Source organism: Pseudobacillus wudalianchiensis, assembly GCF_001685015.1.
Classification (GTDB): domain Bacteria; phylum Bacillota; class Bacilli; order Bacillales; family Domibacillaceae; genus Pseudobacillus; species Pseudobacillus wudalianchiensis.
This window is the reverse complement of sequence record NZ_MAYT01000031.1, coordinates 57,356-72,349: the sequence shown is the minus strand read 5'-3', so window position 1 is coordinate 72,349 and position 14,994 is coordinate 57,356. Positions and strand designations below refer to the sequence as shown.

Below are 14,994 nucleotides of genomic sequence, written 5' to 3'. Positions count from 1 at the left end.
AATCAATCAGCCGGCGGCAAGCTCTTTTTTACCGTTATTAATTAACGAAACGGCCAGATTTTCCTGTAGACTCCCAATATTCGTTTCGCAAATGAACTTTTTGAATTTTTCCAGAGGCTGTTTTTGGCAGTTCTTCTACAAACGTCACTCCCGTAATCGCTTTGAAATGGGCGAGCCGGCTTCTTGAGAAATCAATGAGTTCTTGTTCGGTTAAGTCGGAGGATGGGCGCTTAACAACAAAAGCGTGTGGCGTCTCCCCCCACTTTTCGTGAGGAACCGCTACGACTGCTGCTTCTAATACGTTACTATGTTCATATAAGGTGCCTTCCACTTCAATGGAAGAAATATTTTCACCGCCGCTAATGATGACGTCTTTTTTTCGATCGACAATATCGATATTTCCATACTCATCTACCGTTGCCATGTCTCCTGTATGCAGCCAGCCGTTCTGGATAGCTTCCATCGTTGCTTGTTCATTTTTCCAATACCCCTTCATAACACCGTTGCTGCGAACGATTAATTCGCCGATGGCCTGTCCATCGTGAGCGACCTCTTCGCCAAACTCATTCACGACGCGCACTTCGTTGCCAATCATTGCAAAGCCGGCTTTGGCTTTCATTCGATATCTTTCTTTTAAAGGTAAGTCATCACACTGAGGGCGAATAACAGAATAGGTGCTAAGCGGTGAAGATTCCGTCATTCCATACACCTGAAGAAATTCCCAGCCAAGCTCTTCTTCTACACGAGCAACAAAGGCCGGCGGCGGGGCAGACCCCGCAATGACGACCCGCAGCTTTTGTTGAATAGCAGGAGCGTATTCCTCATTGTATTGAAGCAAACTATTCAACACGGTCGGCGCCATGTGCATGACCGTGACGTTGTGAGCGGCAACGGCTTCAAAAATTGTTTTCGGATCTGTTTTCTTCAGACAAATATGAGTGGCTCCATTCGCTGTATAATAGAATGGCGCTCCCCATCCGTTTACATGAAACATCGGCAAAACGTGCAAATATACGTCTCTGTCCGATACACGAATAGCGTGCATAGAAGATAGCGCATGTAAATAATTGTTGCGATGTGTGAGCATGACACCTTTTGGATTACCGGTCGTTCCGCTCGTATAGAGAAGACTGGCGAGGTCATCTTCTTCAACTTCTTCTCTTTCGAAAGCGGTTTCAGAAAAGCGTGACAGCCATTCTTCATAGCCTGTTTCCTGACAATCCTTCTTTTTATCATGAACAATAATTTTTTCTACCGTCGTTAACTTGTCTTTAATTGGTACAATTAGTGAATAAAGCTCATCATCAACGAAAAGCAATTTCGCTTCACTATGATTAAGGATAAATAAATAATCTTCTGGTTTGAGACGGATATTGAGTGGCACCATAACTGCTCCTAATTGAAAGACGCCATAAAATCCTTCTAGCATTTCCAGCGAGTTAGGAGCAAGATAAGCGACTCGATCTCCTTTTTGAACGCCCTCTGCTCTTAAACCACGCGACAATTGCTGAACTCTGGCAAATAACTCTTTATAAGTAAGAGAACTTGTTTGAGTAATAACTGCCGTTTTTTCTCCATAATACGTAACAGCTCGATCAAGAAATTGCGTGACTACAAGTGGTACATTCATTTCTCTCATCCCCTGATAGTGTATTTGTCCCTACTCCTTTATCTTAATAGATTTTTCAGAAAATTAAAATCAATATTTGTTAAACTTCTCCAATTAAACAAAGACTATTCATACAGCCTTTTTTTATGCGCTTGTAGATCAGGGCTATTGATTTCCAGTCTAATCAACTTCTTTATCAACAGGTTACTTCCCCATAAATAGTTAAAAAACAATCATCCTTTTGAAAAAAACCTTCACACAAAAAATGACGCGGAACTCACTTCCGCGTCATGATATATCCTTCATTAATTTAAAACTTTTTCTTTCTCCCCCATCACAGATGTACTGTGAAGCGGCTGAACCTTCGCTTTTGGATCAATGTACACTTTGGCATTGCTGATGGCAGTCGGCGCTTCGCCAAAGCCGCTCGCAATCAATTTTACTTTTCCTTCATACGTACAAATGTCGCCGGCTGCGTAAATGCCCGGAATGTTCGTTTCCATTCTGGAATTGACGACGATGCTGTTTTTCTCGATTTCCAGCCCCCAGTTTTTGATCGGGCCGAGGGAAGACACGAAGCCGTACGTCACGACTACATCATCCACGTCGATGACTTCTTTTTGTTCCCCTTTTACCTCTTGAAGGACAACCTGTTCAATGCGCTCTTCGCCAATCAGTTCAGTCGGCACAAACGGCGTCTTAATGTTCACGGAAGAATTTTGCAGCGTTTCCACACTGTGTTCATGCGCGCGGAATTTATCACGGCGGTGAGCAAGCGTGACCTGTTCCGCGATCGGCTCAAGCATCAAAGCCCAATCGACAGCGGAGTCGCCGCCGCCGAATACTTGTACTTTTTTTCCAGCAAACTGGTTTAAATCATTGATAAAATAATGAAGGTTTTGGCCTTCGTATTTTTCTGATCCTGCAAGCTCCAGCTTTCTCGGCTGGAACGCTCCGTTTCCGGCTGTAATAATAATCGTTTTCGTAAAGTGAGTGCCCGCATTCGTTGTGAGCTTGAAAACACCGTCTTCCTGTTTTTCCACTTCTTCTACCGCTTCTTCGAGGCAGATGGTTGGGCTAAATTGGTCCATTTGTGCTTTTAAATTATCAACAAGCTCCTGTGCTCTCACTTTTGGAAAGCCGGCTACATCGTAAATATATTTCTCAGGGTAGAGAGCGGACAGCTGGCCGCCGAGCTGCGGAAGGCTTTCAATAACTTTACAAGACATTTGTCTCATCCCTGCATAGAAAGCCGTAAATAATCCAACCGGCCCTCCCCCAATAATCGTTACGTCGTAAATTTTATTGCCTTGATCCATAATTTCTTATCCTCCGATTCCATAAAGCCTAACTAGTATAGTAATAGCTTATTCGCCCTTTAAAGCTGTGTCAACGAGTTGGTGAAAGTACTCTTCCGCATTTTCAGTAGGGGAAAAGATTCCGTTTGCGAATGCTTTCGATCCTAAACCTTTCTGCAGTTCTTCCACTAATTCGAAATCTTCCAATCTTACTTGATCGACAAATTTGAAGTATTCTTCTTTTTCTGCCGTAATCGTTTCATCAAGGGAATAATCACGGTAAATTCCGAGTGAAGTCTCTTCATCTAACGGAACTACTTGAATGGTGTTGACATTTCCGTCTCCCGGATACACATTAATCATCATATTTGGCCAGATCCAGTAAAAACGAGCAAGTTCACTTTCATCCGTGCTCTGGCTTGCTGCCATGTATTGATGAGTAAATTTATCATGTGCTGTTGTACAGAAATTGGACAGATCATAAGACTTTGCAAACCCTGGATGGGCGATTGCACAGTGGTCACACTCAAGATAATTATCAATGACCGCTTTCCAGTTCGCTTTTACGACACGACGCGTTTCTCGAATGAGTTTTACAGAATCAAAGAAGGAATACTTGGACATCTCTTCTAAAAACTCTTGATAAGCTTCTGACATCGACGGAGCTTTCTCATCTAAATTAACAAACGCTAAAGAATGATGTACCTCCAAACGAACTGGTTTCATGCAGCTATGCGCTCCTAGCTCCGTTGTTTTAAAGTTAGGTGCTCGATTGACTGTTCCATCTAATTTAAACGTCCAGCCATGATATTTACATTGCAGTATTTTTTTGTTGCCATGATCACGCTGCTCTACCTTCATTCCACGGTGTGGACAAATATTGTAAAAAGCTCTTAGTTCTCCATCTTTATCATGTGTAACGATAATCGGCTCTCCAGCGACCTCCATCGTTAAAAAGTCTCCCGGCTTTTCTAGCTGGCTCGTATGCCCGATAAAGATCCAGTTTTTCGCAAAAATCTTTTCTCTTTCTTCTTTGAATACTGCTGGATCCACATAACGTGAATAAGGCTGTGTTGAATTAAATTCTAATTTTTCTGTTGCTGTCATCGTAAAGACCCCTCTCATTATTCGTAATCAATTAAATTTTTTTCTCTCTTTTGCGGATTACATCCGATCCATGTAAACCGTCTTCACTTCTGTATAAAATTCAATAGCACTTTTCCCTTGTTCCCGGCTGCCGGTACTTGAGTTTTTATTCCCGCCAAACGGTAATTGCGGTTCAGTTCCAGCTGTTTCGGAGTTCACGTGGACAAGTCCTACTTCAGCATCCTCGATAAAGCGGTGCGCCATCGTTAAATTATTCGTGCAGATCGCCGCGCTCAAACCATATTCTGTATCGTTGGCCATCTTAACCGCTTCGTTGTAATCCTTCGCTTTAAAAAGAGCGATAACAGGTCCAAAGATTTCCTCGCGGGCAATACGGGCGTCTTGTGGAACATTTTCAAACACAGTTGGCTGCACATAGAAGCCATTTTGCAATTCCTCTTCTGCTGGAATTTCTCCTCCGCATAGAAGTGTCGCTTCCGCTTTTCCCACTTCAATCATTTCTAGAACGCCATCACGCTGTGCTTTGGATACAGCCGGCCCGATATAATTTGTTTCATCGAGAGGATCACCAATCTTTAATCCTTTCGCCCGCTCTACAAGGCGGTCACGGAAGGCTTCATAGATTCCTTCTTCAACAATGACACGGCTCGTTGCCGTACACTTTTGTCCTGTTGATTTAAAAGCGCCGCCTACTGCGATTTCAACCGCTCTTTCAAGATCAGCATCAGCGAGAACGATAAGCGGATTTTTCCCTCCCATTTCCATCTGCACTTTCTTGCCGCTTTCGATCGCCTGCATTTGGATTTGCCGTCCCACTTGATTGGATCCCGTGAAGGAAATGGCTTTTATATCTGGATGCTTGACTAGTTCATTGCCAATGACCGAACCTCTTCCAAATACACAGTTCACAACACCTGCTGGAAGGCCTGCTTCATCGAATGCTTTCATTACGTGGTAGACGGACTTTGGTGTCAAATCAGCTGGTTTAATCACTACTGTGTTTCCGTAAATAAGAGCCGGTGCCATTTTCCAAACAGGAATAGCAATTGGAAAGTTCCACGGGGTGATCAACCCAACTGGTCCAAGAGGCGTGCGCGAAGTATATAAAAAGGTTTCTGCATTTGCGGAAGGAATCACCTGCCCGAGCGGTTGTCTTGCTTCTGCCGCAAAGTATTCCAGAATGCTGACCGCACGATTTGCTTCTCCCATTCCTTCTGTGAATGTTTTTCCTTCTTCTTTTATCAGATCTTGCCCGACTTCTTGTATATTAGCTTTTAAAATAGCAGCTGCTTTTTGTAAATAGGCAGCCCGCTGTTGGAATGAAAGTTTTTTCCATGCAGGAAAAGCTTGTTTTGCAGCTGCTGCCGCTTCTTGTAGATCTGCCGCTGCACTGGAAGGAAACTCTCCCAACTTTGCTCCGTTATGAGGACTAAGATTTTCTCTATATTCACCCGTAGATGGTTCTTTCCATTGGCCATTAATGTAATTTAAATAACGCATGCCTTCTCCCCCTGCAATCTGTTTTTCTGATTCTGCATAATCTTTCTCTATGAAAGAGGGACTCTTTTTATCGCTATGGGATCCAAGAGTCCCCTCTTATCGACTTTTTAATGAACGATTTTATCAGGCTGTTCCGCTGCTGTTGTAAGAGCGGGTGCCTCCACCTTTCTCCTTGTGAATCTAAAGTAGTAAAAGAGATAACAAACAGCAACGAAGCCGAAGCCCCAATATAGCGACGTTCGCTGTGTCGGATCATAAGCAGTGAATACGAAAATTCCTGTACACATGATCAGACAAAGAATCGGGACGAATGGGAAGAAAGGGACTTTGAACTTTAAATCTTCCACCTTCCCGCCTTCTCTAATGTATTGCTTACGGAATCTATACTGTGCAAAGGCAATGGCCATCCAAGTCAGCACGCCGCCCACTCCACTGATCGCAAGCAACACAACAAACAGTGTTTCCTCTGCTACTACACTCGTAAGCAAGGACAACAAGGCAAAAGCAAGTGTGACAAGCAAAGCGTTCATCGGAACACCGCGACGATTGACTTTTCCAAAGGCAGCAGGCGCCATTCCAGTTTGAGAAAGCGAGAAAAGAATTCTCGTACAAGCGAACAGTCCTGTGTTTCCTACAGAAAGAACGGCTGTTAGGATAACGAAGTTCATAATGTCTGCAGCATAAGGAATGCCCGTCATTTCAAATACAGTAACGAAGGGACTTTCCAATACGCCTGCTTCTTTCCACGGAACGATAGCTGAAAGAACGAAAGTAGCAAGAACATAGAACAGCAAGATGCGGATGACGATACTGCGGATCGCCCGCGGAATGTTCTTTTCTGGCTCTTCTGTTTCTCCTGCTGCAACACCCATAATTTCTGAGCCTTGGAAGGCGTAGACCACTGTCATCATCGAGATAAATATGCCAGTAAATCCGGTAGGAAATAATCCGTCACCGACAAAGTTAGTAAGAAACGGAGCAGAATTATCCTTCATAGGAATGATCCCAAACATAGCTGCCCCACCAATAATGATAAACAAAATAACGGTAAGCACTTTAATAGCCGAGAACCAGTATTCTGTTTCTGCAAAGCTCTTCGTTGTCAAAGCATTGATGCCAAATAAAAGCAAGGCAAAAACCGTACACCATACCCAAACCGGTGTGTCAGGGAACCACCTAGACATGAGCAAACCTGCTGCTATAAATTCTAACCCGACATAAAGGGCCCAACTCATCCAGTACGTCCATCCGATGACAAATCCGGTGGCTGGTCCGATAAACTTCGCTGCATGGGCTTGAAAAGAACCCGATACCGGCATGATGACGGATAATTCTCCGAGACAAACCATGACCAGGTACATTAATAAACCACCGACTAAATAGGCTACAATAGCTCCAGCAGGACCTGCTTCACCAATTGCATAGCCCGATCCCAAGAAAAGTCCGGTTCCAATTACTCCACCTAAGGAAAGCATAAATAAATGTCTGCTCTTCATCGAACGCTGCAACTCTTTTGGTTGGTTCTCTTGCTCTATGTGCATTCCATTCCCCCCGTTTCTAACCTTCCACTTATTCTCTTACTTTTGTGCTTGGAAGTTCACACCAATGTTTCTATTATTCCGAATGATATTTTCACTGTTGAGCCGTTACTGCTTCGGAAGGCTCTTCATATTCTAATAAGTCGCTAATCGTTGGTTTGAAAATCTCGTACGCTACTTCTCTTTGATATCTGGTTTGATTTTTGGCTTCTGTGAACAAGCGGTTTGTATTTTTGCGGCATAGCTTTTCAATATCATCTATTACTGCTTGTGGATTTGGTTCCACTAGACCGAAAATGACCGCATCATAGAATCGGATCGCTCCTAGGTTGGCAACGAAATCATTGACGATATCAATTCCTCTGCGTTTGATGATGGCATCTCCTTCAGCAGAAATCGGAATATTGGCTGCTTCTACAATTAAACTTGCTTTTACACTTTCAGCATTGGATACGTTGATCACATCTTCTAGCGCGGATGGAATTAAAATGTCACAGTCTACATCAAGCCATTCTGTATTTGGTCTTACCTTGTAGTGAGGCTCAAAGTAGGCTGGATCCATCTCTCCGTATACATTTTTATGGTCAATCAGCTTTTGGATATCTAACCCTTCTTCACACGTTACCAATAGGTTAGCATCAGAGATTCCGACAACTTTGTAGCCTAATTGAGACATTTTCAACGCACAACTTGCTCCTACACAGCCGAAGCCTTGAATGACCACCTTCGCTCCTTCTTTTCCACTTTTGAACTTCCAAGCTTCATCCGCTGAAAAGGCTACCCCATAACCTGTGACTACATCATTTAAAAGCAAGCCGTCAATTCTTGTAGACAACAGTTCATCAAAATCCTTTATTCCTTGTAAAACGGCTGGATTTTGTTTCATTGATTTAGTCAACGGAATATCAATTCCAAATTCATTGAATACTTTTAGGACATCTTCATATTTCGTGCCTAAATCACTGCCCAAGGACACACCGATATCAATATAGGGCATCATCGCAATTAAGAATCTTCTTAACACAGCGTAAGCGTCCGGTGCTTTGTAATCATAAGCGATACCTGCTTTACAACCGCCAGTCGTACCGCACTCGCAGGCTACATACTTGTAAGCCATTGCCTCAGCCAATCTTTCAACTTCCTCTTTTGTTACGGAAGGGTGCATTCTTGTACCGCCGCCTGTATAGCCTTTCACGAAATTATGAACAACAAGCCAGCCTTGTGCATCTGTTTCTGTATCATTCCACTCTACGACTAAATATGGTTTTGACATGATGAAACCTCCTAAAGATCTTCTTAAAATAGATTGATTGTTTTTTAAAGGTATACCTACGATGAATATTACTTACTGGATACGAGTCTTCCTTGTACTTTCGTCTTATCTTGGCTTACAGAAATAATTTCAGGATTTGTGACTACTTCAATGAGAGCCGGCAGTCCTGAAGCGATTGCTCGCTGCAGCGCTGGCACAAATTCAGCGTTTCGTTCGACTCTTTCTCCGTGAGCTCCAAACAAACGAGCCATCTCAGCAAAGTCTGGATTTGTTAAGTCAGTCCCAATCATTCGATCCGGGAAATGTATTTCCTGATGAGCGCGAATCGTTCCGTAAATGTTGTTATTTACGACAATCGCAATAACTGGCACTTTATACCGTACAGCTGTTTCAATCTCTTGCATCGTCATCATGAAGCCGCCGTCTCCTGAAAAAGAAACAACTGGACGATCAGGATGAGCAAGTTTTGCCCCGATCGCTGCAGGCAGTCCGTATCCCATTGCTCCTGATGTTGGCCCTACATAAGTGTTTTCTTGTTCAAATCGATAATAGCGAGATAGCCAGCCGAAGAAGTTACCGGCATCATTTGTAATGATGGTGTTCTTTGGAAGCTGTGCAACAATATCATGCATGAATCCATCCATATCGGTGAACTCTTCTGTATAGTCTGATTTCGTTTCAGAAAATTCCGTATATTTTCTGTGTAACTCTTCTGTTCTCTCTTTACCTGTATGAATAGATTGTGAACCTGCAGCTTCTACTGCCAGCTCTAGGAAGCTTTTAGCATCTGCTTCAATGGCAAGGGAAGGAGCATAGACTTTTCCGAAAATATCAGGACAAATATCGATATGAATTAACTTTGTCTGTTCAGAGAGCAAAGTATAATCCTGTGTTCCTACTTGAGAAAACCTCGTCCCTAAAGCAACCACCACATCTGCCTCTTTAATCTCATCAAGCAAACCGCGAGGAGTTCCAAAACCGAGCCAGCCGGCATAACAAGCGTGTGTATTAGGGAAAGCATCGAACCGGCGGAAAGCAGTCACAACAGGCAGGCTCATTTTCTCAGCGAACTGGACAAGCAACGGCTGTGCTTTCGCATGGATTACGCCGCCGCCTGCAATTAGCACTGGCCGCTTGGCTTTTTGGATTTCTTCCACTACTCGTTCAGCATCTTCCCTGTGGGCACGCGGACGGCTTGAAATGTATGGCGCATACTCAGCCATTACCGCTTCGTCCTCCAGCATGTCATGCGGCAGCGCCACTAAAACAGGACCTGGTCTGCCTGAGCGAGCAATATGAAACGCCCGGTGGAGCAATTCCGGAATTCTTTCAACTCGGTCAATCTCTACCGTCCATTTACATAAGTGACTAAAAAATCCGGCAAGGTCTACCTCCTGAAAGGCTTCCTTTTCTTTAAAAGGACGTTCCACCTGGCCAATGAGCGCTACGAGTGGAGTAGAATCTTGCGCAGCCGTATGAATACCGATCGCCAAGTTTGTAGCCCCTACACCTCTCGTTGCCATACAAACACCGACTTCGCCTGACGCTTTTGCATACCCTTCTGCCATAAAAGAGGCTCCTCCTTCATGACGGGTCGAGATCAACTCAATCTGAGGGTGCTGATACAAGGCATCCATAACACCCAGATAACTTTCTCCCGGTACACAAAACGCTTTCTTCACCCCCTCTTTCACCATGACATCTACAACGGCTTTGCCTCCACTAACTTTCATAAGTACTCCTCCTGTTTCTATCTCTAGTAAGTTATATTGTTAATCTTAAAATCTATTTTGTTAGTTTGCTAAATCAGTCCATTCGTTTTTTTCTTCTCCCTTAACACCCGGTTTTCTAGTAATGACACTTACACTGAGTGTCACGGCAACATTAACGAGCAAGACTGCTAAGCCAACATCGAGATCTTTAATTACTTGCGGGAATGATGGGAATAGCGTAGCGAGTGTTGTTCCTGAAATCGTAGAGTAGACAACCATTAAAATCCCGACAATCATTCCGGCAAAAGCACCTTGCACAGTAACTGGATTCTTCTTCCACAGGCTGAAAAACAGGGCCGGGAACAACTGTGCCATGAAGCTGTAAGCCATTAGATATAGAGTAAAAATTGAATTACCACCATTAAATGTAAAATAAAGGACCACTAAAGCAATAACAGGAACTAATACTCTACTTAACCTTGCTAATTGATCATCTGACGTGTTTGGCTTCCACACTTTGTATATATTTTTAGAAAGAATAGTAGCGATCGCCGTTAGTACCAATGAACTCGGTATGAGTGCAGCCATTGCTCCTGAGGCACCAATAACACCTACGAACCAAGGGTCAAATGACATTTTTGCCATCTTAAACAACGCTAAGTCTGTATCTGCTCCTTGCAAATTAGGGACTTGAAGAACCGCCGAAAAGCCAATAAATAATGAAAAAACAATAATAACTTGATAAATTGGCATAATTCCCGCATTCCAGCGAAGCGATTTCGGACTTTTCGCTGAGAAAACTCCTGCCAGCATATGAGGAAACATATAGAATGCCAGTGCAGTCATAATCGTAGCAGAAACAAACCAGGAAATACTCAGTCCTTCTTTAGGAAAAATCAGGAACCCTTCTTTAGCTGCATTGATAGATTCAAACATCGGCTGCATGCCGCCGTAATAATGAAGCGGAAAATAAATTCCCATAAAGACGACAACTGCTAAAATCATAATATCCTTAATAATAGCTGTCCACGCTACCCCATGCATACCTGAAGCCGTTACGTAAATGGTAATGGCAATGACACCGACCACAATGGCCATGCTCGGAGAGATCGTGCCATACGAGGTTTCTGCCACAATAATTCCTAACCCTTTCAGCTGCATGATCAAGTAGGGAATAATAGAAACAACGCTAATAATGGCCACTAGAACTCCTAACGCCGGGCTATTATACTTCTTATCATAAAAATCAGATTGAGAAATGACATTGTTCGCTTTGGCATACTTCCATATTGGTGGCAGCAGCCAGTATGCAATTACAAAGTAAAAACAATTGAAAGCGTATAAAGCAGGGGGAATACCTGACCGGTAAGCACCGCCGCTTGCTCCTAAAAAGGTGTAAGTAGTAAACATCTCACCGGCGATTAAGAAGAAGACAAGCACACCTCCAAAACCGCGCCCGCCGACAGCCCATTGCTCTAAACTCATATCTTTGCCTTTGCGCGCTTGAAGTCCCAGCCAAATACACAATACTAGAAAGAAAAGAATAACAAGAAGGGCCGAATTCATCTTATTCCTCCTCCCTATTGGCAGGATCTATTTTGTTTGTAATGATCAGAAACAAAGATGTCAGGCAAACCCAGCAAATCGCCCAAAAAAGTACAAATGGCATACCAAGAACATAGGGCTCTACACGATTAATGACAACAAGCGAGCCGAGCGCTGGTATTATGCTGGTCACAAACGCTAATTTTTTCATCCATTCACCATCCTTGTTTTTTTAAAACTTGTTTACTTCTCAAAGAATAGGATTCCGCTTTTTTATTAAATAGAGACTTTCCTATTCAGCACATCATTCACAGCCCATTCTGGATGCTCCCCTCTCAATGCTTGATCGACCTGCATCGCAGCATGAACTGCCATCCGTACGGAGGCCTCTTTCGTTAAAGCTGCACTATGTGGGCTAACGATCACATTGTCTAATTGAAAGAGAGGGTTATCCCGCTGAGGCGGCTCTGCTTCAAAGACATCGATTCCCGCTCCAGCAATTTCACCTGCTTTCAAAGCTTCTATTAAGTCGGCCTCCTTTACGATTCCTCCTCTGGAAGCGTTAACAAAATACGCCGACTTTTTCATCCAGGAAAATTCCCGGCTTCCTATTGTTCCTTTTGTTGCTTCAGTTAACGGCAAATGGAGACTCACAACATCGGCATTCCGGAACAGCCATTCTATATCTGTTACGATTTCCAAAGCGTCACTCGGGCTTGTCGTTAAATAAGGATCATAGCCAATCACATTCATCCCAAATCCTCTGGCTGCCTTTTGTGCTAACAGTGTACCGATTCTCCCGAGGCCGATCACGCCCAACGTCTTTCCTTCCAAATCCATACTAGGAAGTTGATGGCGAGCTCCATAGTTTCCACCTCTTAGCTCTTTATCAGCTGCGATAAGCTGTTTAGACAATGCTAGGATGAAAGCCATCACATGTTCCGCGACAGCGTTTGCATTTGCCTGTGGAGTATTCGTTACATAAATGCCGCTTTCTGTAGCCGCCTTCACATTAATATTGTCTAAGCCTACTCCATACTTAGCAATCACTTTTATGTTTCTGCCTGCCTGGATTACTGCTTCATTGATGACAGCGATTGACCTTGTTAAGATAGCATCACAATCCTTAACTTCCTTCATTAGAATTTCCTGAGACAAATCAGAGCCTATTTTTAGGTTGTAGCCTCTTTCTAATAGATAATCTTTTCCCTCTTGCTCAATATCTTGAGGAATATATACCAGGTAGCTCACGTTGTCCCCTCTTTCGTCTTAAAATGATATTTCATTCTTCAGGAAAGTCTACCTTATCCTTTTGATGATATATTTGCAAGAGTTGTGCCAATATTAAAAAATGTCTTTTTATTCGTTAAAAAGCCGTTTTCAGCCCTTTTTATCAGACACAAATCGTTAACATTTTGTTTCTCTATGAAACAAAATGTTCCAAATTGTTTCATTATGTTTCAATTCCCCATTCCTTTATCTTTCTCCATAGCGTCGTCCGGCTCATTCCCAGCTCATCTGCTGCTTTTCCTTTGCTATAATGACAGCTCTTTAAAACTTGTAAAATCCGCTCCCTTTCGGATATGTGCGATCCCCTCGCCACTGTCTCTTTTTCCTGTTGTGATGGGTGGGCTCTTTCCTCCTGTACACCCAGCAAATATTTCTCAATATCATAGACGTCAATCACTCTTCCTTTACAAAGAACGGTTAATCGCTCGCAAAAGTTTTGTAATTGACGTACATTCCCCTCCCAGCTCGCTTCACTTAATTTTTGACTGGCTGCATCTGTAATCATCACCTGGCTTTGTCCAGGAAACGCCTTGCTAATAAAAGCATTCACTAATACAGGGATATCCGCCCTCCGTTCCCGAAGAGGCGGTAAATGAAGGTCTAACACACTTAAACGGTAATAAAGATCTTCCCGGAAATCTCCCTTCTTGACCATATGGATCAAATTTTTATTTGTGGCAGCAATAATCCTCACATCGACTGGAATAATCTTGTCGTCTCCAATGCGCATAATTTCCCTTTCTTGAAGCACACGGAGCAGCCGGCTTTGGAGTTTAGCTGAGATCTCGCCAATTTCATCTAAAAAGATAGTTCCGCGATGGGCCAGCTCAAAAAACCCTTGTTTCCCGCCTTTCATCGCTCCTGTAAACGCTCCTTCTGCGTAACCAAACAGCTCACTTTCCAATAAATCTTCAGGAAGAGCAGCACAGTTAATGGCGACAAATGGATTGTTTCTCCGCTTGCTGTGGTTGTGAATGCTCTGCGCGAATATTTCTTTCCCGGTTCCGGTTTCCCCAATAATTAAAATATTGGAATCCACTTCGCTATAGCGCTTCGCTGTCTCAATCGTTTTTTCAATTTCAGTGCTGCGGAACAGGATATCTTCAAATGTATACTTCGCCACATGTCCGCGGGAATGAATTTTTTTACGGATCTTTCCTTCCATCTCTTGAATGCCTGTCACATCTTGAAAGGCCATCATATTCCCGACTTTCTTCCCTTTTAAAAAATTGCTGACTTTCTTGACGGAAAGCTGAATAGACTGGTAAGAAACGATCTCCTCCCGATAGTCGCCTTCACTCAGCAACAAATCCCGAAATTTCCCCTTCTGCAAAACTTCATAGATAGAATGGTCAATTAGACTTTTCTGCGAGATAGATAAAATCTCCCGAGCTGCAGTGTTAAACACCGAGATTTGCCCTTTTAAATCAATAGCAATGACCCCTTCGTACGCATGGTTCAAAATCGTCTGATATCGCTCGGCTTTTTCCTGTTCTCTTAAACTAACGAGCGCGAGCCTTTTCGCTTCAATTAAAGCCTGCCGAAAAGATTCTTTTCCTGTTTCTACAATAGCTGCTCCCAAGCCGGTAGCCTCGGCATATTCTGTCGTACTCAATCCGCTGACGACGATTTCACATCCTTCACTAGCAGCTAAATCTACTAAGCTCGCCGACTTTTCTATATCCTCTAAAATGTAAGATTGAATAGGCAAATCAACAATATCCGCCAAGTTTTCCACTCCATAAATCATATTGAGTGCGCCAATCACCGCTACTTTTTTTCTTCCGAAGCGTGCTTTACAATCGGATAAACAACGGATCAGATCAATTCCTTGTACTGGGATATCAACGATTGGCATAAATTCATTGTGCTCTTTTAAAAGCTTTGTCATCAACCCTCTTGAGATGATGACATCCGCATCCAATTCTAATTTGGCAACCTTATCAGCAGCGACTACTACCTCCTCTAACTCAAATTCTACGGTTTCTTCATGATGATGCTCTTCTCTTTCCTCTAATCGATTGAATTCTTCAAACCGCTCAAAGGCATGTTTAATGTAGCCTTTACGCGGCACAACAAGCTTTATTTTAATCAAAACATTCACCCCTAAAAAAACGTCGCG

Annotated in this window: 11 protein-coding genes; all 11 read right to left on the bottom strand. The window is 43.1% G+C overall.

All coding sequences use genetic code 11. The features are described from left to right. Nucleotides 1-37: 37 nt before the first annotated feature. Complete coding sequence (locus A8F95_RS19750) at nucleotides 38-1,630, bottom strand: long-chain-fatty-acid--CoA ligase (RefSeq protein ID WP_065412124.1); 1,593 nt, start codon at nucleotides 1,628-1,630, stop codon at nucleotides 38-40. A gap of 284 nt (nucleotides 1,631-1,914) precedes the next feature. Beyond that, nucleotides 1,915-2,928 carry an NAD(P)/FAD-dependent oxidoreductase gene (locus A8F95_RS19745; RefSeq protein WP_065412123.1) on the bottom strand — a complete coding sequence of 338 codons (1,014 nt, stop codon included), beginning with the start codon at nucleotides 2,926-2,928 and terminating at the stop codon, nucleotides 1,915-1,917. 48 nt (nucleotides 2,929-2,976) lie between these two features. Then, nucleotides 2,977-4,014, bottom strand: a complete 1,038-nt coding sequence (locus A8F95_RS19740) for an aromatic ring-hydroxylating oxygenase subunit alpha (RefSeq protein WP_065412122.1) — start codon at nucleotides 4,012-4,014, stop codon at nucleotides 2,977-2,979. Between the two features lie 57 nt (nucleotides 4,015-4,071). Beyond that, complete coding sequence (locus A8F95_RS19735) at nucleotides 4,072-5,514, bottom strand: aldehyde dehydrogenase family protein (RefSeq protein WP_065412121.1); 1,443 nt, start codon at nucleotides 5,512-5,514, stop codon at nucleotides 4,072-4,074. Nucleotides 5,515-5,621: 107 nt separating this feature from the next. Continuing rightward, complete coding sequence (locus A8F95_RS19730) at nucleotides 5,622-7,055, bottom strand: amino acid permease (RefSeq protein ID WP_065412120.1); 1,434 nt, start codon at nucleotides 7,053-7,055, stop codon at nucleotides 5,622-5,624. 91 nt (nucleotides 7,056-7,146) lie between these two features. Next, nucleotides 7,147-8,325: a Glu/Leu/Phe/Val family dehydrogenase gene (locus A8F95_RS19725; protein WP_065412119.1), complete on the bottom strand. Its 1,179-nt coding sequence runs from the start codon at nucleotides 8,323-8,325 to the stop codon at nucleotides 7,147-7,149. A 68-nt stretch (nucleotides 8,326-8,393) separates the two neighbouring features. Continuing rightward, the gene (locus tag A8F95_RS19720; RefSeq protein ID WP_065412118.1) at nucleotides 8,394-10,058 is read right to left on the bottom strand and encodes a thiamine pyrophosphate-dependent enzyme; all 1,665 of its coding nucleotides are present in this window, start codon (nucleotides 10,056-10,058) and stop codon (nucleotides 8,394-8,396) included. Between the two features lie 60 nt (nucleotides 10,059-10,118). Then, nucleotides 10,119-11,603 (bottom strand): sodium:solute symporter family protein, encoded by a 1,485-nt coding sequence (locus A8F95_RS19715; protein WP_065412117.1) that lies wholly within the window; start codon nucleotides 11,601-11,603, stop codon nucleotides 10,119-10,121. Nucleotide 11,604: 1 nt separating this feature from the next. Next, the gene (locus A8F95_RS19710; RefSeq protein WP_065412116.1) at nucleotides 11,605-11,793 is read right to left on the bottom strand and encodes a DUF3311 domain-containing protein; all 189 of its coding nucleotides are present in this window, start codon (nucleotides 11,791-11,793) and stop codon (nucleotides 11,605-11,607) included. A 65-nt stretch (nucleotides 11,794-11,858) separates the two neighbouring features. Next, entirely contained in the window at nucleotides 11,859-12,833 is a 975-nt protein-coding gene (locus A8F95_RS19705) for a hydroxyacid dehydrogenase (protein ID WP_065412115.1), read from the bottom strand. 202 nt (nucleotides 12,834-13,035) lie between these two features. Next, a complete protein-coding gene (locus A8F95_RS19700; protein WP_065412114.1) occupies nucleotides 13,036-14,967 on the bottom strand; it encodes a sigma 54-interacting transcriptional regulator in 1,932 nt (643 codons plus the stop codon). Between the last annotated feature and the right edge of the window lie 27 nt (nucleotides 14,968-14,994).

Coding starts and splice junctions, on each gene's coding strand:
- A8F95_RS19750 (WP_065412124.1), bottom strand. CDS start 1,630: ATGAATGTACCACTTGTAGTCACGCAATTTCTTGATCGAGCTGTTACG.
- A8F95_RS19745 (WP_065412123.1), bottom strand. CDS start 2,928: ATGGATCAAGGCAATAAAATTTACGACGTAACGATTATTGGGGGAGGG.
- A8F95_RS19740 (WP_065412122.1), bottom strand. CDS start 4,014: ATGACAGCAACAGAAAAATTAGAATTTAATTCAACACAGCCTTATTCA.
- A8F95_RS19735 (WP_065412121.1), bottom strand. CDS start 5,514: ATGCGTTATTTAAATTACATTAATGGCCAATGGAAAGAACCATCTACG.
- A8F95_RS19730 (WP_065412120.1), bottom strand. CDS start 7,055: ATGCACATAGAGCAAGAGAACCAACCAAAAGAGTTGCAGCGTTCGATG.
- A8F95_RS19725 (WP_065412119.1), bottom strand. CDS start 8,325: ATGTCAAAACCATATTTAGTCGTAGAGTGGAATGATACAGAAACAGAT.
- A8F95_RS19720 (WP_065412118.1), bottom strand. CDS start 10,058: ATGAAAGTTAGTGGAGGCAAAGCCGTTGTAGATGTCATGGTGAAAGAG.
- A8F95_RS19715 (WP_065412117.1), bottom strand. CDS start 11,603: ATGAATTCGGCCCTTCTTGTTATTCTTTTCTTTCTAGTATTGTGTATT.
- A8F95_RS19710 (WP_065412116.1), bottom strand. CDS start 11,793: ATGAAAAAATTAGCGTTTGTGACCAGCATAATACCAGCGCTCGGCTCG.